This window comes from Haloferax litoreum, assembly GCF_009674605.1.
Taxonomy (GTDB): domain Archaea; phylum Halobacteriota; class Halobacteria; order Halobacteriales; family Haloferacaceae; genus Haloferax; species Haloferax litoreum.
Window position 1 is genome coordinate 980,735 of record NZ_WKJO01000001.1, and the last position, 22,204, is coordinate 1,002,938.

At 63.0% G+C, this 22,204-nt stretch carries 23 protein-coding genes; 10 read left to right on the forward strand and 13 right to left on the reverse strand.

Annotation, left to right across the window (positions count from 1 at the left end; all coding sequences use genetic code 11):
• Nucleotides 1–127: 127 nt before the first annotated feature.
• Nucleotides 128–1,504, forward strand: coding sequence for a cytochrome P450 (locus GJR96_RS05120; RefSeq protein WP_151161947.1), 1,377 nt, complete (start codon nucleotides 128–130; stop codon nucleotides 1,502–1,504).
• 36 nt (nucleotides 1,505–1,540) lie between these two features.
• Here GJR96_RS05120 and GJR96_RS05125 read toward each other — a convergent pair whose 3' ends face one another.
• Nucleotides 1,541–2,038: a 2'-5' RNA ligase family protein gene (locus GJR96_RS05125; RefSeq protein WP_151161948.1), complete on the reverse strand. Its 498-nt coding sequence runs from the start codon at nucleotides 2,036–2,038 to the stop codon at nucleotides 1,541–1,543.
• A gap of 72 nt (nucleotides 2,039–2,110) precedes the next feature.
• Nucleotides 2,111–2,305 carry a DUF7554 family protein gene (locus GJR96_RS05130; RefSeq protein ID WP_151161949.1) on the reverse strand — a complete coding sequence of 65 codons (195 nt, stop codon included), beginning with the start codon at nucleotides 2,303–2,305 and terminating at the stop codon, nucleotides 2,111–2,113.
• A 159-nt stretch (nucleotides 2,306–2,464) separates the two neighbouring features.
• Between GJR96_RS05130 and GJR96_RS05135 the strand changes: the two genes are divergently transcribed.
• Nucleotides 2,465–3,661, forward strand: a complete 1,197-nt coding sequence (locus GJR96_RS05135; protein WP_151161950.1) for an SPFH domain-containing protein — start codon at nucleotides 2,465–2,467, stop codon at nucleotides 3,659–3,661.
• Between the two features lie 343 nt (nucleotides 3,662–4,004).
• Here the strand turns inward: GJR96_RS05135 and GJR96_RS05140 are convergent, their stop codons facing one another.
• From GJR96_RS05140 to uvrB, 4 genes are all read right to left on the reverse strand, one after another.
• Nucleotides 4,005–4,445, reverse strand: coding sequence for a universal stress protein (locus GJR96_RS05140; protein WP_151161951.1), 441 nt, complete (start codon nucleotides 4,443–4,445; stop codon nucleotides 4,005–4,007).
• Nucleotides 4,446–4,484: 39 nt separating this feature from the next.
• On the reverse strand, nucleotides 4,485–5,570 hold the full coding sequence (locus GJR96_RS05145) for a sulfite exporter TauE/SafE family protein (protein WP_151161952.1): 1,086 nt from the start codon (nucleotides 5,568–5,570) through the stop codon (nucleotides 4,485–4,487).
• A gap of 419 nt (nucleotides 5,571–5,989) precedes the next feature.
• Nucleotides 5,990–6,412 (reverse strand): NUDIX hydrolase, encoded by a 423-nt coding sequence (locus tag GJR96_RS05150; protein ID WP_151161954.1) that lies wholly within the window; start codon nucleotides 6,410–6,412, stop codon nucleotides 5,990–5,992.
• A 1-nt stretch (nucleotide 6,413) separates the two neighbouring features.
• Nucleotides 6,414–8,498 (reverse strand): excinuclease ABC subunit UvrB, encoded by a 2,085-nt coding sequence (gene uvrB / locus GJR96_RS05155; RefSeq protein WP_151161955.1) that lies wholly within the window; start codon nucleotides 8,496–8,498, stop codon nucleotides 6,414–6,416.
• 89 nt (nucleotides 8,499–8,587) lie between these two features.
• Between uvrB and GJR96_RS05160 the strand changes: the two genes are divergently transcribed.
• On the forward strand, nucleotides 8,588–8,857 hold the full coding sequence (locus tag GJR96_RS05160; RefSeq protein WP_058571609.1) for a DUF7553 family protein: 270 nt from the start codon (nucleotides 8,588–8,590) through the stop codon (nucleotides 8,855–8,857).
• Between the two features lie 167 nt (nucleotides 8,858–9,024).
• Nucleotides 9,025–10,311: a hypothetical protein gene (locus tag GJR96_RS05165; protein WP_151161956.1), complete on the forward strand. Its 1,287-nt coding sequence runs from the start codon at nucleotides 9,025–9,027 to the stop codon at nucleotides 10,309–10,311.
• Between the two features lie 251 nt (nucleotides 10,312–10,562).
• Here the strand turns inward: GJR96_RS05165 and GJR96_RS05170 are convergent, their stop codons facing one another.
• The 3 genes from GJR96_RS05170 to GJR96_RS05180 form a co-directional block, all read right to left on the reverse strand.
• The gene (locus tag GJR96_RS05170) at nucleotides 10,563–11,162 is read right to left on the reverse strand and encodes a transcription antitermination protein (protein ID WP_151161957.1); all 600 of its coding nucleotides are present in this window, start codon (nucleotides 11,160–11,162) and stop codon (nucleotides 10,563–10,565) included.
• Between the two features lie 190 nt (nucleotides 11,163–11,352).
• Nucleotides 11,353–11,652 (reverse strand): hypothetical protein, encoded by a 300-nt coding sequence (locus GJR96_RS05175; protein ID WP_151161958.1) that lies wholly within the window; start codon nucleotides 11,650–11,652, stop codon nucleotides 11,353–11,355.
• Between the two features lie 126 nt (nucleotides 11,653–11,778).
• Nucleotides 11,779–12,639: a sulfurtransferase gene (locus tag GJR96_RS05180; RefSeq protein WP_151161959.1), complete on the reverse strand. Its 861-nt coding sequence runs from the start codon at nucleotides 12,637–12,639 to the stop codon at nucleotides 11,779–11,781.
• Nucleotides 12,640–12,891: 252 nt separating this feature from the next.
• Between GJR96_RS05180 and GJR96_RS05185 the strand changes: the two genes are divergently transcribed.
• Nucleotides 12,892–13,668, forward strand: a complete 777-nt coding sequence (locus GJR96_RS05185; RefSeq protein WP_151161960.1) for a sulfurtransferase — start codon at nucleotides 12,892–12,894, stop codon at nucleotides 13,666–13,668.
• A 42-nt stretch (nucleotides 13,669–13,710) separates the two neighbouring features.
• On the opposite strand, the gene GJR96_RS05190 is transcribed toward GJR96_RS05185, so the two are convergent.
• Entirely contained in the window at nucleotides 13,711–14,817 is a 1,107-nt protein-coding gene (locus tag GJR96_RS05190) for an AI-2E family transporter (RefSeq protein WP_151161961.1), read from the reverse strand.
• A gap of 121 nt (nucleotides 14,818–14,938) precedes the next feature.
• On the opposite strand from GJR96_RS05190, the gene GJR96_RS05195 reads away from it, so the two are divergent.
• From GJR96_RS05195 to GJR96_RS05205, 3 genes are all read left to right on the forward strand, one after another.
• Nucleotides 14,939–16,072, forward strand: coding sequence for a thiamine ABC transporter substrate-binding protein (locus tag GJR96_RS05195; RefSeq protein WP_151161962.1), 1,134 nt, complete (start codon nucleotides 14,939–14,941; stop codon nucleotides 16,070–16,072).
• Between the two features lie 81 nt (nucleotides 16,073–16,153).
• Nucleotides 16,154–17,887, forward strand: coding sequence for an ABC transporter permease (locus GJR96_RS05200; RefSeq protein ID WP_151163917.1), 1,734 nt, complete (start codon nucleotides 16,154–16,156; stop codon nucleotides 17,885–17,887).
• A 131-nt stretch (nucleotides 17,888–18,018) separates the two neighbouring features.
• Nucleotides 18,019–19,068 carry an ABC transporter ATP-binding protein gene (locus tag GJR96_RS05205; protein ID WP_151161963.1) on the forward strand — a complete coding sequence of 350 codons (1,050 nt, stop codon included), beginning with the start codon at nucleotides 18,019–18,021 and terminating at the stop codon, nucleotides 19,066–19,068.
• A 48-nt stretch (nucleotides 19,069–19,116) separates the two neighbouring features.
• Here the strand turns inward: GJR96_RS05205 and GJR96_RS05210 are convergent, their stop codons facing one another.
• Both GJR96_RS05210 and GJR96_RS05215 read right to left on the reverse strand, forming a co-directional pair.
• Nucleotides 19,117–19,326: a hypothetical protein gene (locus GJR96_RS05210; RefSeq protein ID WP_151161964.1), complete on the reverse strand. Its 210-nt coding sequence runs from the start codon at nucleotides 19,324–19,326 to the stop codon at nucleotides 19,117–19,119.
• Between the two features lie 41 nt (nucleotides 19,327–19,367).
• Nucleotides 19,368–20,048 carry a class I SAM-dependent methyltransferase gene (locus GJR96_RS05215; protein WP_151161965.1) on the reverse strand — a complete coding sequence of 227 codons (681 nt, stop codon included), beginning with the start codon at nucleotides 20,046–20,048 and terminating at the stop codon, nucleotides 19,368–19,370.
• 126 nt (nucleotides 20,049–20,174) lie between these two features.
• Between GJR96_RS05215 and GJR96_RS05220 the strand changes: the two genes are divergently transcribed.
• Nucleotides 20,175–20,633 (forward strand): DUF2391 family protein, encoded by a 459-nt coding sequence (locus GJR96_RS05220; protein ID WP_151161966.1) that lies wholly within the window; start codon nucleotides 20,175–20,177, stop codon nucleotides 20,631–20,633.
• Nucleotides 20,634–20,748: 115 nt separating this feature from the next.
• Nucleotides 20,749–21,327: a DUF7090 family protein gene (locus GJR96_RS05225; RefSeq protein WP_151161967.1), complete on the forward strand. Its 579-nt coding sequence runs from the start codon at nucleotides 20,749–20,751 to the stop codon at nucleotides 21,325–21,327.
• A 60-nt stretch (nucleotides 21,328–21,387) separates the two neighbouring features.
• On the opposite strand, the gene GJR96_RS05230 is transcribed toward GJR96_RS05225, so the two are convergent.
• A complete protein-coding gene (locus GJR96_RS05230; RefSeq protein ID WP_151161968.1) occupies nucleotides 21,388–22,200 on the reverse strand; it encodes a DUF7089 family protein in 813 nt (270 codons plus the stop codon).
• Nucleotides 22,201–22,204 lie beyond the last annotated feature (4 nt).

The window sequence follows — 22,204 nt, forward strand, 5'->3', positions numbered from 1 at the left end:
GGCCATCACCGACTCCGAGAGGCGCGCCCCGGCGCAGTCGGCGTCTTGAACGACCGACACGTGTGGCCCGTGCAGGCCGACACAGACCGCCGTGCGATTCTTCCCTCTGCGAACCAACACATAGCTGATGAGTGCGACCCCTCCCGGCCCGAAGGGCATCCCAGTCTTCGGTGCCAGTCGGCAGTACGCCCGCGACCCGTTTCGGTTCCTGACGGCGGTAGCCGAGTCCTACGGCGACGTGATTCACTTCGACCTCGGTCCGCTGGACACCTACATGTTGACGAACCCGGCCGACATCGAACGCGTCCTCGTGAGCGAGGCGTCGAAGTTCCGGAAACCACAGTTCCAAGACCAGGCAATCGGTGATTTGCTCGGCGACGGCCTCCTCATGAGCGAGGGGGAGACGTGGCAGAAACAGCGACAACTCGCCCAACCCGCCTTCGACATGCGTCGCATCTCGACGATGGCGGGGATGATGACCGACCGAACAGCGACGATGCTCGACTCGTGGCACGACGGCGACGTGGTCGACGTGCAACTGGAGATGACGCGACTGACCGTCGAGATAATCGTCGACGCGATGTTCGGCGCGGACATCGACGACGAGCGTATCCGACTCATCCAAGAGAACCTCGAACCACTCGGAACGCGGTTCGAACCCGACCCCATTCGGTTCCTCATGCCCGACTGGGCACCGACGAGAGAGAACCGCGAGTACAAGCAGTCACTGTCGCTCCTCGAAGACCTCATCTGGGATGTCGTCGACGAACGGCGTGGGACCGAGTACGGGCCGACGCCGGCGTCGTCTGTGGCCGAGAGCGAGTCGGTCGAGGGAGAACCGATGGACTTGCTGTCGATTCTGCTTCGCGCCTACGACCGGGACGAACAGACGGAGGAGAATCTCCGTGACGAACTGATGACGATGCTTCTCGCGGGCCACGACACGACGGCGCTGACGCTTACCTACGCGTGGTATCTGTTGTCCCAACACCCCGAAGTCGAGGAGAAACTCCACCGCGAGTTAGACGAGGTTCTCGGTGGGCGGACACCGACCTACGAAGACGTCCGGCAGTTAGAGTACACAGAACGTGTGCTGAACGAGTCGATGCGCCTGTACCCACCGGTGTACGTCATGTTCCGCGAGCCAAAAGTCGACGTACGTCTCGGTGGGTACCGTATCCCGGAAGGGTCGGCGATAATGCTTCCGCAGTGGGTCGTCCACCGGTCCGAGCGCTGGTGGGAGAACCCACTCGAGTTCGACCCGGACCGCTGGGCACCGGAACGGATGCGGGGCCGGCCGCGGTTCGCGTACTTCCCCTTCGGCGGCGGGCCTCGCCACTGCATCGGCAAGCACCTCTCACTGCTCGAAGGACGACTCATCCTCGGGACGGTGGCACAGCAGTACGAACTCGACTACATCCGCGACAGACCGTTCTCGCTTCGCGGGTCGCTGACGATGCACCCACAGGAGCCGATGGGGATGCGGTTGCACGCCCGCGAGTAGCGAAGACGACTGGTTCTGTCAGGGGACTGCCCACGGTCAGCCGGGAAGCGAAATCGTCGCCGCCGTCTCTCTGAAGTTCCCATCGTAGAGGTCCACGTTCGAGACGGTCCACTCGATGGGGTCGATTTCTTGGCTCGCGACTCGGCGGGCGTCTGCGACGTCGCCGCCGCGAGCGAGCGTGATGTGGGGGACGTAGTCGTCACCTTCGAGGCCGTCGATTGCGCCGAACTCGTCGACGAGTCGCCCGTGGAACGCTTCGATACCGGGACTCTCGACAGTCAGGTAGACGACGGGTGCAGACCCACGAGGTGGGTGTTCGAAGAAGTCGATGCCTGTCACACGGGCCTCGAACGCCGGTGAACCGAGAAGTGTCTGCCGGAGACGCTCGCGGAGGCGGTCGAAGTCGGTCGCTTCGAAGCGCTTGCAGACGAGCGTGTGCCGGTCGCGGACCCGGTCGAACGATGCGAGATACGGGAACAGGTCGGACGCGAGGCGGGCGACCCGCCCCGGGACCGGGACGTTCAGACTGTACACGCCCGAATCTCACGGGTAAGATACAAAGGAGTGTCGTCGTCGCGTGCGGTTCGCCGTGGTGTCGGGGCGTCGTCAGATTCGGTCGAGCAACCAGAGGACGATGAGTGCCGCGACGACGAGTCCGAGAAGTGGCCGGAAGGGGCCGAGGAGTGCGGTGAAGAGGCCGAGAATCTCTCCGATAATCTCGAGTACGAGCCAGATGAGGACGAGGACCAGCACCAGTTTCAGGAGGTCATCGACTTCCAGAGCGCCACGATTCGTTCGCATACTCGCCGGTCGGGGAGTCGAGAGCAAATACTTGGTGGCCGTGTGTGGCAACTGTGAGCGCTCGACGACGGGTGGACATCTGTGGCCACCCGAAGACTGGTCAAAATCTGTCGCCAGATTGCCGGGTAGGTTTATTCGTCTTCAGTGTCACTCTCTTGCATGGACAGTGTGTTTTACCAACTTGGGAGGCTCTCCCGTCCATCCTCGGGAGCGGAGTCCTCGGCAGCAGTCGGGAGTTCCTCACGCGTCCCACGTTGGCTTGGTCCCCTCGCACTCGCGGTGATGGTGTTCGGTATCGCCGTCGTCGTCTTCCCCGTCACGCCCCTGACGCTCGTCGGGTACGTCGTCCTCGCACTCGCCATCGCGGCGGTGTACGACGCCGTCGAAATCGTTCAGGCGTACGAGAAGCGGACGCTCAGCGTCTTCGGCGAGTACAAGGGAATTCTCGACCCGGGTATCAACTTCATCCCACCGTTCGTCTCGAAGACCTACCGCTTCGACATGCGGACGCAGACCCTCGACGTGCCCTCCCAAGAGGCTATCACCGAAGACAACTCACCGGTGACCGCCGACGCCGTCGTCTACATTCGCGTGATGGACCCAGAGCGCGCGTTCCTCGAAGTCGACAACTATCGACGGGCCGTCTCGTTGCTCGCACAGACGACGCTCCGTGCCGCCCTCGGCGACATGGAACTCGACGATACGCTGGCACGGCGTGACCACATCAACGCGCGCATCCGCCGCGAACTCGACGAACCCACCGACGAGTGGGGCGTCCGCGTCGAGTCCGTGGAAGTTCGTGAAGTGAAACCCTCTGCGGACGTTGAGAACGCGATGGAACAGCAGACTGCCGCCGAGCGTCGCCGCCGCGCCATGATTCTCGAAGCGCAGGGTGAGCGTCGCTCTGCCGTCGAGAAAGCGGAAGGTGACAAGCAGTCGAACATCATCAGCGCACAGGGGAAGAAAGAGGCCGCCATCCTCCGTGCACAGGGTGACGCCATCTCGACAGTCCTCCGCGCCCGCGCCGCGGAGTCGATGGGCGAACGCGCCATCATCGACAAGGGAATGGAGACGCTGGCGAGCATCGGCACGTCGCCGTCGACGACGTACGTCCTCCCGCAGGAACTCACCTCGCTGCTCGGTCGGTACGGACAAGGTCTGACCGGGTCCGACGTACAGAGCGCCGCCGGCCTCGAGAGTCAATCGTTCGACGCGGAGACCCGACAACTGCTCGGACTCGACAACATCGACGACATCCTCGGTGAACTCGACGACTTCGAATCGAAAGAGTTGGACACCGACGCAGTCGACATCGAAATCGAAGACGGCGGCGTCGAGACGGAGTCGCAGAAGTAACTGCGTTTCTCGGACGCGGAACACGCCGTGAACGGCGTGTCTACCGTCGAAGAAGATGGCCGCTCGACGAGTTCGACACCGTCCTGCGGTCTCATCCCCGATACCACCAGACTGTTCCCTCCCGGGAGAGCCCCCAGCGACCGTTTCTCGTATTCCTCCCGATACGAGTCGAATCGCATCCGCTTTCCCACCATGTCTGCGGCGGTCCGCAGACAGTCCAAATGTTGTCTTAGTAACTATTAGTCGCGTGCGAACGTTCTCAGACGGCGAGAGTCGGTGGTAACGAGGAGGTACACAAACCACGGTGAGTAAGTGAACGGTCGCGGAGGTGAGGCGACTCGACTTACTCGTCGTCGCTCGCCCGGACCGTCAAGACGGGCGCGGACGACTGCCTGACGACGCGTTCGGTGACACTACCGATGAGGTAGTGGTCGAGGCCAGTGCGTCCGTGGGTCGCCATCACGACGACGTCGATGTCGGCGTCGTCGGTGTACTCGGCGATGACCGAATCCGGGACGCCCTCTTCGACGATTCGCTCTGTCTCCACGTCGTCCGGGAGTGCGTCGATAGCGGCGTCCACCGCCGCTTCGGCGCGTTCGTGTTCGGACTCTCTCCACACGTCGGGTGCGATGCCCGCGGACGGACTCTCGAAGCGGTTGCGCGAGTCGGCAACCGACAGGACGTGGACCGTCGCTTCGTACGTGTGTGCGAGCGTCGCGGCGTGTTCGATAGTCGCTTCTGTCGCGTCACTACCGTCGGTCGGGAGCAGGATGTGGTCGTACATGGGTTGGTTTGAAGGAAAACCGAATCTGTGGAGTGTCGGTTAGATGCCCGCTGCCATCAAGAACAGTGCGACGGAGATGACCGCGAAGAGGCCACCGACGAAGGTCTTGATGGTTTCAGTCTCAAGGGCGTTGGAGACGTACGGAGCGATTTGGCCGCCGAGGACCGTCGCGGGGACGGTGAAGACGACCATGTTCCACGGCGTGGAGGCGAGACTCAGCGAGTGGCCACCGACGAGTCCCCCACCGAAGACGTGGACGAGCGACGCGAGGATGGCCGTCAGTGCGACGACGATGTGGTTCGTCCCGATGGCGACGCGGACGGGGACCTTCGTGCTGAGCATCGAGATGATGCCGAGTTCGCCGACACCGAAGCCAGCGAGTCCCTGGAACGTCCCACCGATGCTGTAGTTGGCGAAGCGGCGGAGGTAGCCGCTACGGGTGTATTTGTAGTCGTCACCCTCGCGGTCGACGCGGGTGACGGTGCCGTCGTCGTCGGTGCGGACGCCGGCCGGACCGAGCTTTCCGGGGTCGTTCGGAAGACTGGACGTGACGGTCCCACCGTCGGTCGCGGCGGCGTGTTCGGACCCGGAACTTCCGGGTTCTTCGTGCCCGAGGTCTGCCTTGAACAGCAGGTAAGAGGCCGCCAACAGCGCGATACCGAGAAGCGCGTGGAAGACGACTTCCGGGATGACGAACGAGAGCAGTGCGCCCCCGACGACGAACGGAATCGACCCGGCGACGAGGCTGAGGGCCAACCGCCGGTCCACGAGGCCGTACTGGATGAACGCCACGGCCGAACTGGAGAGGCCGAACGCTTCGCTGATGAGACCCACCTTCACGATGGTCGCGGGTTCGAGCGGGTGTGCGAGCACCGGGAAGATGAAGATGAGGAACGGGACGAACAGCGCCGACCCGCTGATTCCGACCGTGTTCACGATGGTTGCTCCGAGGACGAACACCGGGAACAACCACCAGTAGTTGAGCCAGTAGTCCGTGCCGACATCGGTAGGTGTCGGTGCCATGGTGAACACGGCGGCGATGAACAGCACGGGTGCGGTGAACACGAGGATGTGTTGATACTTCAGGAACGACTTCTGGACGTGACTGAGAGACTGAGAGCTCATGGTTCTCGTGGTTTTCAGTACGTTGTGACGTGCGCGTTCACTCCGATGGAGTGACGCGTCGAAAACAGATTAGCTACCGAATCGCCAGCGGATTCGCACCGCGTGCAAGGTTCATCCACCACAGACGGCGTGACCGACTCACATACCGGGGTCACCGGTCGCGAGTGGTCACCCGACGAGTCGAGCGACTCCGACTCGAACGACGGGAACATCTAGGTGATACCCCCGTTCGGGAAGGCGCGGTGAACGTTGTGTCCTGCTTGCTCGTCCGCAGCGTCCGCGAAGTTGCGGGTCACGGTGAAACGGGCATAGCGAGGTTTGGGTAATAAATCTTGATACCGACCCCACTTTTGGGTACAGTCCTCACACCGACGCGCGTCGAAGAACCGGCGACAAGTGTGGCTACCCCTAGTCTGTACTCAGTCTGATGGGTCCAACACCCGTCGAACGAGGCCACGTTCGTTCTCGTAGGTAAGAACGTCGAGCGCATCCGCGGGGGCGACCCACTGGCGCGCGTCCACCTCGTCGTTCGGGTCGAAGGGATGTTCGTCGACGAGGCGCATGTGCCAGAGGAAGACGCCTTTTGGACCACTCGCGGTGTCGACGTCGCCACCGACGTGGTACTGGTAGCGCCCGGCGAAGCGACCGCACTCGACCGAGCAGCGAGTCTCCTCGCGTACCTCTCTGACAGCAGTCTCGACAAGCGTCTCACCTGATTCGACCTTCCCCTTCGGGAGCGACCAGTCGTCGTATCGCGGGCGATGGACGAGACAGAGACGACCATCGTCGCGGCGGAGGAGGCCACCGGCGGCGAAGGTGACCCGATTCTGAGACGTGTCCACGTCAGAACTCGTCCGGCGGCGTGAGGCCGTCGTCGTCTTCGTCGGGGTACTCGGGTGCGATACCGTCTTCGAGGGCGTCCACGTCGTACTCGCGGCGGAGTTTGTGGATTCGGTCGCGGATGTCGGCGGCGAGTTCGAATTCGAGGTTGTCGGCGGCCTCCTGCATTCGGTCTTCGAGGAACGCGATTTGCTCGACTGCCTCGTCCGCGTCCGCAGGTGCATCGCCCGAGACACCGCGGGTGTCCGTCTTGCTTCCGGGCAGGTTCGTCTCGCCGACTTCCTTCTCGATGGTCGTCGGCGTGTAACCGTGTGCTTCGTTGAACTGCTGTTGGATGCGGCGACGGCGCTGTGTCTCGGAGATTGCGGCGTCCATCGCGTCGGTTACCTCGTCGGCGTACAGGACGACTTCGCCGTTGACGTTGCGGGCCGCACGGCCCATCGTCTGGACGAGCGTCGTCTCGGAGCGCAGGAACCCCTGCTGGTCGGCGTCGAGGATGGCGACGAGCGAGACTTCCGGGATGTCGAGACCCTCGCGGAGGAGGTTGATGCCGACGAGGACGTCGATGTCGCCGAGGCGGAGCGACCGGATGAGTTCGTGGCGTTCGAGCGTGTCCGTCTCGTCGTGCATGTAGGCTACGTCGACACCCGCCTCTTCGAGGTACTCAGTGAGGTCTTCGGCCATGCGTTTCGTGAGCGTCGTCACGAGGACGCGCTCGTCGCGGTCGATTCGGTCGTCGATGCGAGCCATCAGGTCGTCGACCTGCCCGGACGCTTCCGTGACTTCGACCTTCGGGTCGACGAGGTGCGTCGGCCGGACGATTTGCTCGACGGTCTGGTCGGAGTGGTCACGCTCGTAGTCGCCGGGCGTCGCGGAGACGAACAGCATCTTCCCCGTCTTCTCTTCGAACTCCTCGAACGTCAGCGGGCGGTTGTCGTAGGCTGTCGGGAGGCGGAAGCCGTTTTCGACGAGCGAGTCTTTGCGGGACTTGTCGCCGGCGTACTGCCCCTTTATCTGCGGGAGCGTGACGTGCGATTCGTCGACGACGGTGAGGAAGTCGTCGGGGAAGTAATCGAGGAGCGTGTAGGGAGCGTCGCCCGGTTCGCGGTCCGAGAGGTGGACCGAGTAGTTCTCGATACCGGAGCAGTGGCCCGTCTCGCGCATCATCTCGATGTCGAAGGTGGTCCGTTCTTCGATGCGCTGAGCGGCGACGAGGTCACCCTGTCGCTGGAAGAACTTCACCCGTTCTTCCATCAGTTCCTCGATTTCGGAGATGGCCTGTTCCATCTGGTCTTCGGGGATGGAGTAGTGTTCCGCCGGGTGGACGAGGACGGCGGGTTCGGACGATTTGACCTCGCCTTCGAGGGGGTCGAGTTTCATCATGCGGTCGATTTCGTCACCCCAGAACTCGATGCGGACGGCGTAGCGGCCGTACATCGGGAACACCTCGACGGTGTCGCCGCGCACGCGGAACGTCCCGTGGTGGAAGTCCACGTCGTTGCGTTCGTAGTTCAGGTCCACGAGTCGCCCGAGTAACTCGTCTCGGTCGATGGCGTCGCCGACTTCGAGACGGAGGGACATGTCGGTGTAATTCTTCGGGTCACCGAGGCCGTAGATGGCCGAGACGGAGGCCACGACGATGACGTCGTCGCGGGTGAGGAGCGACCGGGTCGCAGAGTGGCGGAGGCGGTCTATCTCCTCGTTGATGGACATGTCCTTGTCGATGTAGGTGTCGGTCTGTTCGATGTACGCCTCGGGTTGGTAGTAGTCGTAGTACGAGACGAAGTACTCCACCGCGTTGTCGGGGAAGAGACTCTTGAACTCCTCGTACAACTGGGCAGCGAGCGTCTTGTTGTGCGCGAGGACGAGTGTCGGTTTCTGAATCTCTTCGACCACCCACGAGACGGTGTTGGTTTTGCCGGAACCGGTGACGCCGAGCAGCGTCTGGATGTCGGCACCGTTCCGGTAGCCACGGACCAGTTCCTCGATGGCCTCGGGTTGGTCTCCCGCCGGTTCGAAGGGGGCCTCGACGCGGAATTCGCGTTCTGCCTCTGGTCTGTCGGCGGACAGGGGACCGGACTCGCTCATTGCCCCTTCGTTGGGAGTCTGCGTACTTGAGCGAGGCGGTGCTTGTCGTCGTGGGAACGGTTTTCCGCCGCGTCGTCGTATGAGACACCATGACACGAGAAGAGCTTCAGACGGCGAGCCAGCTACTCAAAGAAGCTGCCGAAGCAACCGACGGGGACGTGCAAGCACGCCTCTACGAGCAGTCCGACCAGTTGGCGAAACTCGCCGACCGCGAGCAGGGACCGGACCACGGCCGACTCGCCCGCCACATGACCGTCCTCCACGAACTCGCCGAGAGCCTCGACGGCGACGTGGCCGAGACGGTCCGCGAGGCCCGACAGCAAGTCCTCGAATACCGAAAAGGCGTTCCCGGCGTCTGACGGCCGTCAGACAGACCCCTTCGTTTCCACTGGAACGTGAAGGGTTGGCAAGCGCAGCAACGTCGCTGGGAGTGAGCCGTTCGGTGCCGATTTTCCTCGATGTCACACTCAGTAGCTCAGCAGCCATCTGACAGAAAACCTATACCACAGCGCTGGCCACACTGGCTATGGACCGCCGGACAGCCCTCCAAACTCTCGCCGGCGTCTCTGCCCTCCTTGGCGGGTGTCTTTCGACACCTGAGTCAGCACCGTCCGAGACGCCCCCAAACTCACAGCCGCCAGCCACCGATAACGAGACGCTCTCCATCGTGAGTGTCGAAACGCCAACTCACGCGCTCCGATTGAACGAACTCGGTGCGTCGCCGAATTCGGTGTCCGCGTGGTTACACCTCTCTGACCGCGAACGAGACGTACTCGAACAGGCAATTGACGGCGGCTACGAGACGGCAGACCCACCAGAGTGGATCGTCTCGTTCGTCTCATCGACGCCATACTTCTTTCGAGACGAAGAGTACTACCGGCTCGACAACCCGTTCCCACGTTACACGATTACAGGTGAGATTGTCACCGAGGAGTCCGTCAGCGGTCGAATCGCTTCGGGAGAGACGTATCGGGAAGCAGTGACACACGACGGGGTGATTTCGACAGGAATCGCCCGACTTGCCCTTGAGGAGGGTGGCTACGAGACACGCTCCGTCTGGGACGGACTCCGCGAGTTCATCGAGACGTACGAGGCATTCGAGAATCCCTACGGGGAAGACCTCGTGAAACTCACACTGGAACACAACGACGCCGAGCCACCGTACACGATTACAGCGACGCCAGTTCAGCCGACCGAAGTTACGGATTTCGAGATTTGGGATGCCACGAACGCCACTTCGGAAATTAGGTCGGTCGTTACGGCCGCCGGGAAGGTAGACGGACTGTATCAGATAGATACTCCTCCTGTGGAATTGGTCGACCAACTCGAATCGCATCAGTACGTCTACCTCGAGAATACATTCTACACGACGTACGTCGAGACGCCAGGTGCGCTCCCCGTCTCGGTCGGTGCGTCACTCACCGACGACACTCTCTCCGACGGCGCGCGAATCGAACTCACGTTGACGAACCACGACGACGAGGAAGTCGAGATTGGGAGCGGTGCGCCGAGACCATTTGGTATCCTGCGGTTCCACCCGCGCGGAGAATCTGACCGGCGGGTTCTCCTCTGGACAGACGCATACGAGGAAAGTTCGCACGTCGAGACTGATGGTCACTCAATCGGACGGATTGAGGAAATCATGGAACTCACCCGTCTGAAGTCGGGCGAAACGGTCCGGCACGAGTTCCGCATCGAGGAGACGGACCTCCAACCCGGACGCTACGTTATCGAGAGCGATGTGCAAGTTTCGACCGCAGATGGCGAAGGTGGAGCCCTCCCGTACCGAATCGTGTTCTCGGTGCCCGAGTAAGCCTGTCGCGAGAGTTCACCGTCAGTCACGGAAACGTCGCGAGCCAACACGAAAACCCAGTACAAGCACACTGTCCCGCGAGCGAGGCCGAAGGCCGAGTCTCGCGGCCTTTTTTTTTCCTCCACCGTGAGACACGCTGCGTCTCACGAGCCTTCGTTCGCTACCGCTCACGAAGACAGCTTTTTCGAGGAGGGTTCCCGCAGGGCAGCGAAGGCTGCCCGAGGAAACCCGACGACGAAAAAGGTGGGCGTCTAGCAAACGTTCTTCGGCTTGATGCCCATCCCCTCTAACGTCTCCACGTATTCGTCGTAGGCGGCCTCGACGACGGCGTCGGCGGCCTCTCGGGCGATAGCCTCGTCCTCGACGAGTTCGTCGACGGCGTCGGCGAGCGTGTCGAGTTGGGCTTGCAGGTCGGATTTGAGCGTGCGGAACGTGTCGGCCGCCTTCGGGTCGGCGTCGCCGATGAAGAAGCCGACCATCTGTTCGACTGTCTTCAACGAGACGAGCGCACGCGCGAGTGCGCCGCCGAGTCGTCCATCGGTCGTCTCGAACTCGGCGAGGACGTCGTAGACGTTCGGTTCGTCCGCGGCGGGTTCGGCACCGACCGTCTCGGCGTGGTCGCGGGCGGTGTCCGCGAGGTCCGAAAAGAGCGTCGAGGCTTCGCCGTTCGCCTCGTCGTCGCCCCACCACTCGAACAATTCAGCGGCGGCCATCGCCTCTGCGGCGGCAGCAGCACGAACGGCGTCGCCGCTCATCTCGCCGTCGGTGACGGCGTACAGTGCCTTCGAAGAGCCGAGTCTGGAGAGGGGCGTCTCGTGGTCGTCGCGGAGGGAATCGAGGAGGTTGGACATGTGGGTGTGTACGGTCGTTTCGGGTTTGTACCCATCGGCGGCGGCGAGTTCAGGTGGGAGTCTACGACGGGTGTTCGACGCTCGGTGAGCAGAGTCCTGTCAGTCGGTTCACGTATTTCACTCATTCTTCAGCGTACTCGTTTTCGCTCGTGGACAGGGTCCGCCGAACCCTGAACTCGGAGCGCGCTATCTAGGACCCGTCACCACCACCACCACCGATTGTGCCGTGTTTCGCCTTCATCTCTCGCTCGCGCCGATTGCGACGTTTCTCCTCGTCTGCTTTCTGTGGGTCGCTGTCACGTTGTCTTTCTTCTTGCCTCCGTGTCCGTCGCATCGCCCAACTCAGGACGAAGAGGGCCGTGACGAACGAGACGAGCGCGTGAATCGCGTAGGCCGTGCCACCGAGTACGAGGAACGACACCGCGAGTACGGTACAGAGCCCGACAGCGTACCCAAACCTGTTGAGTTGTTTCGAGGAGCCGTCCGACATAGCAAGAGCTGAAATCCCGGTGACAATAAATATGAACACCGTTTGACGGTGCCGCCGCTTCGACCGACGCGACTACAGGCTGCGATTCACACCACTGAAAGAGAAGAGTCCGAACCGCGAAACCGCTTAGTTACCCTTCTCGACCGGAGCACCCACGAGGTTGCCCCACTCGGTCCACGACCCGTCGTAGTTGGTGACGTTATCGTAGCCGAGCAGTTCGTGGAGCGCGAACCACGCGATGGACGAGCGCTCGCCGATGCGGCAGTAGGCGATGGTCGATTCGTCGCCTTCGATGCCTTCGGCGGCGTAGAGTTCGCGGAGTTCGTCGGCGGACTTGAAGGTGCCGTCGTCGGTGACCGTCGCGGCCCACGAGATGTTGCTGGCACCGGGGACGTGGCCGCCGCGCTGGGCGGTCTCCTGGAGTCCCGGGGGCGCGAGAATCTCGCCGGAGAACTCTTCGGGCGAGCGAACGTCGACGAGGGGCAGGCCCTTGTCGACGGCCTTCTCCACGTCGTCGCGGTACGCGCGGATGTCCTCGAAGGGACCTTTGGCGGTGTACGTCTGCTCCGAGAAGGACGGGACTTCGTCGGTGACCGGATAGTCGTTGTCGACCCAGTAGTCGCGCCCGCCGTTCATCAGGCGCACGTCCTCGTGGCCGTAGTACTTGAACTGCCAGTAGGTGTAGGCGGCGAACCAGTTCGAGTTGTCACCGTAGAGGACGACAGTCGAGTCCTCGGAGATGCCGTGGGAACCGAGGAGGTCCGCGAAGTCTTCCTTCGTCAGGACGTCGCGCGTCGTCTGGTCCTGCAGTTGGGACTCCCAGTTGAAGCCAATCGCACCGGGGGCGTGGCTCTCGTCGTACGCCTCGGTGTCGACGTCGACTTCGACGAGGCGATACGCCGGGTCGTCGCTCTGGAACTCGTCGAGGTGGGACTCCACCCAGTCCGCAGAGACGAGGACGTCCTTCGCGTAATCGGAGTTGGACATTGCGATACATGATACGACAGCAACGGGCATAACTCTCACAGCGACGGCATGTACGGCCTCACCCCGGGTGATGCGGAAAATGTTGCCCACACATCGCAGTGCCGGCACCCGATTATCGGACGAAATTCGACTGATTCACCCGGTTTTCGGTGGCGATTTCGCCGATGCGGTAAGAACGTCCGGTATTCCGGACACGTGGCGAGGGGTGCAACGAGCCACGGACCTAAATCCGCAGGCCGAGTAGGTATCTGCATGGTAGACGTGGTCTCCGCAGACTGGCTTTCGGAGCACCTCGAGGACGTTCGCGTCGTCGACGTGCGCGATGGGTGGGAGTTCGACGGTATCGGTCACCTCCCGAACGCCGTCTCGATTCCGTTCGACGAGTTCCGCAACACCGAGGGCGACGTGGGGATGCTCCCCGGCAGCGACGTGTGGAGCGAGTTGTTGTCGAACGCGGGCATCTCGGCTGACGACGACATCGTCGCCTACGACGACACCCACGGCGTCTTCGCGGCCAGATTCCTCGTGACGGCGCTGTTGTACGGTCACGAGTCGGCGAGGCTTCACCTCCTCGACGGGGATTTCAGCGCGTGGAACCGCGGGCACGAGACGACGACGGACGCATCCGACGTGCCGGCCGCGACCTACGAGGTGTCCGACTCGTCGGCGTCACCGTTGGTCGATTTCGAGACGGTCGAAGCCGCACTGGACGACTCGGAGACAGTCATCGTCGATACCCGCGACGCCGCGGAGTTCGAGGAAGGCCACCTTCCCGGCGCGGTCAACCTCGATTGGCGCGAACTCGTGGACGACGAGACGCGGGGGTTGAAGTCCCGAGACGAACTCGACGCCATCCTCGAACCGGCGGGAATCACGCCGGACCGCCGAATCGTCCTCTACTGCAACACGGCACGCCGAATCAGCCACACCTACGTCGTCCTCTCGCACCTCGGCTACGAGCACGTCGAATTCTACGAAGGGAGCCTCATGGAGTGGGAAGCGCGCGACGGTGCGCTCGTCGAAGGGTAGTCACGGAAGGTCGCCGCCGGCCAACCGAACACACAGTCTGCGTCACGGTGGAACCCCAGTCGCTTCGTCCGAGTCCGCGTCAGACCCAGAACCGGGGTCAGTCGCCGAGTCAGAAGCGTCAGGCTCGACTGTTGCCTCTGTCGCATCTTCGGGTGCGCGTCCGTTTTCGACGTCCAGTTCGTCACCCAACAGCGACACCGACTCCGCGAGGAGTGCGACGACGAGTGGTCCAGCGATGATACCGACGGGACCGAGGCTGAGGAGACCACCGACGAACCCGACGAAGTAGAGACTTCCCGGCAGGTCCGCCGTCTCTCTGGCGAGACGTGGACGAATGAGAATATCTGGAAGCCACGCGATGGCGAACCCACCGACGACGCCGACGAGGATGGCGGCGAGGAAGTCGCCCACGGCGGCGTGATACAGCGCCATCAGCGCGAGGAGGAAACTCGGGCCGACGATGGGGATGAACTGGAGGATGGCGGCCACCGTCGCGAGCGTGATGACGAAGTCGTACCCGAGTATCGAGAACACCGCGAACGCGATGAAGAACGTCCCGACGGCAGTCGCCGCCTGCAAGACGTAGATTGCGAAGAGCGTCTCTCGAGCGCGCGTGTTGAGCGAGGTAGCCACGTCGTGGTACTCTACGGGGACCAACGCGAGGAGCGTCTGTCCGACCGAGTCGCCGCCGAGGACCAGCGAGAACACCAAGAACCCGAACAGGGTGAGTTTGATGAGGACGACGGGTGCCGCCGTGGCGACAGACCGGCCGATGGACCGAATCAGCGAGAAGAGGACCGTGAGAGCCTCGTCGAGCGTCACCTCGTAGGCCATCCCGAGAACCTCGAACGAGAGTGACTCCGGCAAGAGCGACGCGAGTACGAAGAGGTCGTTCAGTCGGAGAAAGAAGATGACGAACAGCGGTGCCAGAACGACGGACGCACCGATGGCGGCGACGACTGTCGCGATAGCACTCGCTCCCCACCGAGACACGCCACGAACTTCCAGACGGCGTCTGAGCGGGATGAGGAGGTACGCGACGGTGATGGCGAAGAATACCGTCGCCAGTACGTCGAGGAGGATAAACGCCGCGAGCAGCGAGAAGAGCGCGAGGACACCGCCGAGGACGTACAGGCGCGAATTACTCACTCGTAGTGATTCTCTCGCTGAGAGCAAAATCGTTCCGCCGACTGAGGGGTTCGGCGGTGGGGTCGACAGTCGAGGGCACACATCACGGACATTAAATATCACCGGGTACAACAACCGAGTAATGAAACGACGAACCTTCCTCAAAACTGCCGGTGCGAGTGGGACGGCCGCACTCCTCGCCGGGTGTACGGGAACGTCGGGCGAGACCACGACGGCAGAATCGGGCGGCGGCGCGGAGACGACGACCACGCAAGGGACGACAGTCGACGGCGGCGACCAGACGCTCAGCGTCGGAACCTACGCGTCGTTCGTCGACGCACCGAGTACGAGTCCCGGTGTCTGGCTGAAAGACGAGTTCGAGTCCGAGTTCGACGCCACACTGGAGTGGCAGACGCCCGACGCCGGCGTGAACCACTACATCGAGCGCTCACTCCGCGGTGTCGAGTCCGGGGCAGACCTCTACGTTGGCCTCGACGCGCAGATGCTCGTCCGTATCGACGATAAACTCGACGAGGCACTGTTCACCCCGGCCGAGGGTCTCTCACGCCTCGGTGACGTGAACGAAGAACTCGAATTCGACCCACAAGGCCGCGCGATTCCCTACGACACGGGGTACATCTCGCTCGTCTACGACGAGACGCAAGGCGAAGACGGACCCTTCACGGCCCCGGAGACGTTCGACGGTCTGCTCGAATCCGAGTACGCGGGCGCACTCCTCGCACAGAACCCGACGTCGTCGGCGACGGGACAGGCGTTCTTGCTCCACACCATCGACGCGAAGGGTGAAGACGGCTACCTCGACTACTGGGCACAGTTGAAGGAGAACGACGTTCGCGTCCTCGGCAACTGGGCCGACTCGTACACCGCCTACTCCAACGGCGAAGCGCCGATGGTCGTCTCGTATTCGACCGACCAGGTGTACGCCAACCAATCCGGCGAAGACCTGGCGAAACACCAGATTCGCTTCCTGAACGACCAGGGCTACGCCAACCCGGAGGGGATGGCGGCGTTCGCCGATGCCACTGAACCCGACCTTGCCACCGAGTTCATGGACTTCGTCCTGCGCCCCGAGGTGCAAGCCGAAATCGCCGTGCGCAACGTCCAGTTCCCGGCGACGACGAACGCCGAACTTCCCGAAGACTTCGCCCAGTACGCCCACGAACCCCCGGAGGCAGTCACGTTCGCGTACGACCGTCTCAAGGACAACCTGAGTGACTGGACCGACGCGTGGGCCCAGGAGTTCGCCAGCAAGTGAGCCCACACCGTGGCCACCGAGAGACCCGAACCCTCACGTGAACACAGTGTCAGGGTTTCAGGGTGAGACGACGTGAGTACCATCGACACGCTCACTGACGCGACACGGACGCCGGTGCGGTGGGTCACCCGAGCCCTCGAACAGCGACTGCTCTCGCTCGTCGCAGTCGTCACCGCCGTCGTCCTCTTCGTCCTCTTTTACTACCCCGTCGCGACTGTCTTCGCCGACGCCGTCGTCGACGACGGCGCGTTCACGCTCGAACCTCTCACAGAGATTCTGACGAGTGAGTTCTACCTCGTCGATATCATCTGGTTCACGGCGAAACAGGCGTTCTATTCGACCCTCGCCAGTCTCGCCCTCGGCCTCCCCGCGGCGTGGTTGTTCGCCCGCTTCGAGTTTCCCGGCCGGGAGACGCTTCGCTCGCTCACCATCCTCCCGTTCGTCATGCCCTCCATCATGGTCGCTATCGGGTTCGTGGCGACGTTCGGGCGCAACGGGACGCTCAACCGTGCGCTCACGGCCGTCGGCCTTCCCCCGGTCGAACTGCTGTTCACGCTCGAAGCCATCATCATCGCGCACGCCTTCTACAACGCACCACTCGTCGCTCGCGTCGTGACCGCCGCGTGGGAGAGCGTCGACGCCCGCGCCGTCGAGACTGCGCGCGCCCTCGGTGCGAATCCGAGACGTGCGTTCCGCGACGTGGTCCTCCCGCAACTCCTCCCGTCAGTCGGTATCGGCGCGACGCTGACGTTCATCTTCACCTTCGCGTCGTTCCCCATCGTCCTCGCCCTCGGCGGGTTCCAACTGGCGACCATCGAGGTGTTCGTCTTCGCGAAGGTTCGTGACCTCGCGTACGCCGAGGCAGCGAGTCTCGCCGTCATCGAGACGGTCATCTCGCTCACGCTGACGGCGGCGTACCTCAGTTACGAGGGGAGACAGCGCGCCGCGGGCGGGGCGGCGAATCCGCTTCCGCGGCAGTCAGTCGTTCCGACGACGTGGTCACCGAAGTCCGCGCTTCAGACCGTCGGTATCGCCGCGTACACCGTCGTCGTCGGCCTCGTGTTCATCGTCCCCATCGCCAGCATGATTCTCGCGAGTGTCACCGGTGCCGACGGCGGACTCACCCTCGAACACTACGCCTTCCTCGCCGAACGGCAGGCGACGGGAGCGACGTATCAAGTCAAACCGCTGCCCGCAATCTGGAACTCGCTTCTCTTCGCCGCCGGGACACTCCTCGTCGCCGTTCCGATGGGTGTGACGATGGCCATCCTCACGACCCGGCGCTACCGTGGTCGGACGCTCATCGACGCCCTCGCGATGGCCCCCTTCGCCGTCTCGGGAATCGTCGTGGGCCTCGGCCTCTTACGTGGTCTGGTCTTCGGTGTCGACGTCTTCGGCACACGCATCCGCGTGACCGGTGCACTCGCCATCGTCGCCGCCCACGCAGTCAGCGCGTATCCGTTCGTCACGCGAAACGTCGCACCACTGTTCTCTCGCCTCGACGACCGACTCGTGGAGTCGGCGCGGAGTCTCGGGGCGACCCGAACGCGCGCCCTTTTCGACGTGGAACTGCCGCTCGTCTGGACTGGCGTCGTCGCGGGCGCGGCCTTCGCCGTCGCCATCAGCATCGGCGAGTTCGACTCCACGATTATCCTCGCAGAAGGCGCCGGTCGGTACACCATGCCCGTCGCTGTCGAGCGACTACTGGGTCGCCGACTCGGTCCCGCGACGGCGATGGGATGTGTCCTCCTCCTCGTCACGTCTGTGAGTTTCTTCGTCGTCGACCGGTTCGGCGGCCGGTGGGGTGAACTATGAGTGGCCAGCGAGATGGACCGGAGAAATCAGTCAGTGTGAAGCGGCCGAGCGGAGCGAAGCGACCACCCGAGGAGGCGGAGAGTTTTACCCGTCGCCAGAAGACTGAGAGACGTGACCCCGGAGGGCAACCTATGAAACTCGAACTCGACAGCGTGTCGAAGCGCTACGGGACCGCGACGGCACTGGATTCGGTATCGCTCACCGTCGACGATGGCGAGTTCTTCACGCTCGTCGGCCCCTCCGGGTGCGGGAAGACGACGACGCTCCGGTGTATCGCCGGATTCGAGTCGCCGACTGAGGGCACGGTTCGCTTCGACGGCGAGTCGATGGACGGGGTTCCACCCGAAGCGAGGGGGGTCGGTGTCGTGTTCCAGAACTACGCGCTGTTCCCGCACATGAGCGTCGGCGAGAACGTCGCCTACGGACTCAGGTTCGTGGACCCACCCGGTGGGGTCACCCGCGACGAACGCGTCGAAGAACTCCTCAAACTCGTGGACCTCGCAGGGTTCGAGGACCGCGAACCCGACTCCCTCTCCGGCGGGCAACAACAACGTGTCGCCCTCGCGCGCGCCCTCGCACCCGGTCCGGCCATCCTCCTCCTCGACGAACCCATGTCGGCGCTGGACGCCCGTCTACGTGAGCGACTCCGCCAACAGGTCAAGCGCATCCAGTCGGAACTCGGTGTCACGACAGTCTACGTCACCCACGACCAATCGGAAGCACTGGCAGTCTCTGACCGCGTCGCCGTCCTCAACCGCGGGCGCGTCGAGCAAGTCGGTGAACCCCGCGACGTGTACCATCGGCCTCGAACTGAGTTCGTCGCAGAGTTCGTCGGCGAGAACAACGTCCTCCACGGAGTCGTGGAGTCTCGACTGGAAGCAGAGGGGGTCGAAGTGGACGTGGATGGACACTCGTTCATCCTCGACGGCGTCGACAAATCGGCCGGTGAGTCACTCACGTTCTGTGTCCGCCCGGAGAACCTTCGGGCCGGTACCGAGACGAACCAGATTCGTGGGACCATCACCGGCACGGAGTTCCAGGGTGCGACCACCCGTCTCGGACTCGACTGGAAGCAGACCGACGTGACCGTGGTCGTCGCGGACGACGGCGACACCACGTTCGAGGTCGGTCAAGAACTCGTCGTCGGGTTCGACCCCGACGCGGCACACGTCGTAGCGTGAAGCGTGTGCTCGAACGTCTTTTGTGCCCACTACCGCAGACGGCGGCCGTTAGTTGGCGAACGCCAGCAGGAGGAACCCGAACGCGAGAACGAAGAGGAAGACGCCCACAGCCTCGAACTGTCGTCGTCCTGTGGCCGTCAGTGTCGGGTCGTTCACCGTCTGTCTGCGTTTGAACGCGAGAGCACGCTCGGGAGACCGAATTAGCACGAGACCAGCCGTTGCGAACCCGAATGCGGCGAGAAGGGCAGTCGTGTTCATGTCGATTCCACGACGAGACTCGTCGCCCGTGTGTTTGAGTGTTAGGGTGCGACGCCGACGGTGAGCAGCGTTCCGAACGTTCGGTAGCGGTCCACCATGTCTTGGCGCGTCTCCCAACTGTCGGTTGGGAACTCGTCTGCGGACGGAATCTCGATATCCATGTCGGCGATAGAATCCTGTTCGGCGACGTAGAGACCCGCGTCACGGAACGCTTGCCGGTACTTCTCGTGGGACCACCGCGTCATCTCGATTGAGATGTTGTCCTGCCAGTGGTGGGAGTGGACGTTCTCTTCGTAATAGTTGACCGCGCAGTAGAAGGTGCCACCGGGCTTGAGGATGCGAGCGACCTCTTCGAGTGTGTGGTGCGGGTCGGGCGCGTAGTAGAACGCCTCCATCGACCAGACGTGGTCGACGCTGTCGTCGGCGAAGGGCAGGTCGTCGAAGTCGCCGACGAGGTACGTGATGTCCTCGGTGTCGGTGTACTCGCGGGCGTTCTGAACCATCTCCGGGGACCCGTCGAGGCCGACCCCACGACCGATGTGTTTCGTGTCGTAGAGTGCCCGAAGGGCGTACCCACTGCCGGTTCCGAGGTCGACGACGCTGTCGCCTTCTTCGACCGGCATCCGGGCGAGGGCGTGTTTCGCCGTGTGCCAGTGTCGGTCCTCCATCCCTTTGTCGCGGCCATCGGCCGCCCAGGCGTCGAATTCGTCGCGAACGCTCATATTCGCCCCACGGCGTGGGAGGACAAAATGGGTTCGAAGCACAGTCGGGTGAAAACGAGAGTGCAGTCGGAAGACGCACCCAGAGGAGGCACGCCATTTAATTACTGCCGTCGCTACGACCGGAGTATGGTCGGAGTACGCCGCCGATTTGCCCTCGCCGACACGGCACAGCAGGTCGTCGGAGGGTTCCTCCTCGCCGGACCGTTCGTCGTGACCGAGGAGGTGTGGGTGCTCGCGCGAGGGATGTCCCTCAGTCAAGCGATTCTCACGTTCGTCATCGTCCTCGCCGTCGGGTATGGGGCGCTCTACAAGGCAGACGACCGGGACCCGGACAAAGAAAAAGAAGTCGGCGGCATCCCGGTTCGGTTCATCTCGCTCATCAGCGTCTCGTATCTCTCGGTGTTCATCCTCGCACTCGCATTCGACGCGCCGGGGACGTTCCTCTCCGACGTGTCGGGAACTGTCCTGTTCCACGCGTTCGGCTACGAACTCGACCTCGCCGTCCTCCGCATCACGCTCAAAGCGACGAGTGTCGGCGCGGTGTTCAGCGTCATCGGTGCAGCGACGGCCGACTCGCTGTACTGAGCGTCTGTCTCGCCCGACCGTTCTACCGACGAGAACACCACGTGGCCGTGTGATTCTGCCCCGAGTGGGGCGCGATGGCATGAAGGATTAAGTTCGCTGAGTATCTGCTTTGGGTATGGATTACGAGCTCGCCATCGAAGAGACGCCCGAGACGATTTCGGGCGGGACAGGTATCTTGCTTCTTCACCCGAGTATCGGCGAGACTGACCGCATCGACACTGACTTCTTCAAAGTCGACACCGACAACTTCCTCGTCGTCTCGACGCGGACCACCGCACGAGAAGTCGAACAGAAGTTAGAGCACTACGAAGTCGACGAGTCCCGTGCGACCATCCTCGACACGCTCTCTATCGAACGCGGGTACTCTCGACGAAGCGGTGAGAACATCTACTACGTCGCCGCCCCGGACGACTTAGACGCCATCGTAGAGAAGACACGACAGTTCCTCGAACGCCACGACGGGAAACTCCGTCTGAGTGTCGATTCGGTGACCGAGATGGCTTACTACGCCGACGTGGACCGCGCGTTCGAGGCCACCAAGCGCATTCTGGCTCTTCTCGACGAATACGATGCAGTCGGTCTCTTCCACCTCTCGAAAGAGGTCCACGACGAGGAGACACTCCAGCGGTTCCGCGACCTGTTCGACGGTGTCGTCGACCTCCACGAAGACGGAACGGTCACGACCGAGTTCTAACGCACAGACACCGGGACGACACTCTTTCAGCGGTGTGTAACACAGCGTTCTGACCGAGTCTTAGTCGCTCGAATCGGGGTCGTCGCCAGTGTCGGCTAACTGTTCGAACGTCTTTTCGGCCCACCGGACCGCGTAGGTCGGCCCGTGGTCTACGTAGGCGGCCGTATCCAACGCTGCGAACGGCGCAGGAAGGTCGCGGCCGTGTTTGATAGCCGAACAGGCGAACTCGGTCGCCTCGGCGAACGACAGTCGGCCCGTGGCCACGAGTCGTGGGAGGTTCGCGAGTCTGTCGTCGAGTCGTTCACCCGCGTCGACCCACGCGTCGTACAGTCGGTCGTGACGACCGTCCCACGAGGAGAACGCCTCGCGCGTGTGGAGGCCGACCCACCCCTCGTAGAGGGCGGCGGCGACCTGATACACGTCGTTCGGGCCGAGTGGCACCGCGTCCGCGAGGTCACGATACTGCTCGCCGAAGAACGGCAGGAAGTGTTCGGGTACGTCGTCCGTCCCGGCCTGTACGAGTGCCTCGGCGATGAGGAAGTCCAGAAAGTCCTCCGGCGTCCCCTTCGCGCGGTACTTCACGAGGACGGTCGGTGGCGTGGTCTGTCGAGTCCACGTGACGGTTCCGTCGCCGGGCATGCCGATAGTGAAGTCCGACGAGGCGTACCGTCGCAGGGCTTGCGGCGCATCTGCTGGTAGCCACTCTTGGGGGTACGCCGCCGGCGAGAGTGACTCGACGACGAGGCCGAGATTCTCGGCGGCCTCCGGGGGGATAGTGTCGAAGTCCCCGGCCACGTCCACCACGAGTGCGTCTGGTGCGTACTCGTCGCGAATCGATTCGAGGTCCGACGGCAGCGTGCGCGTCTCGAACATCTCC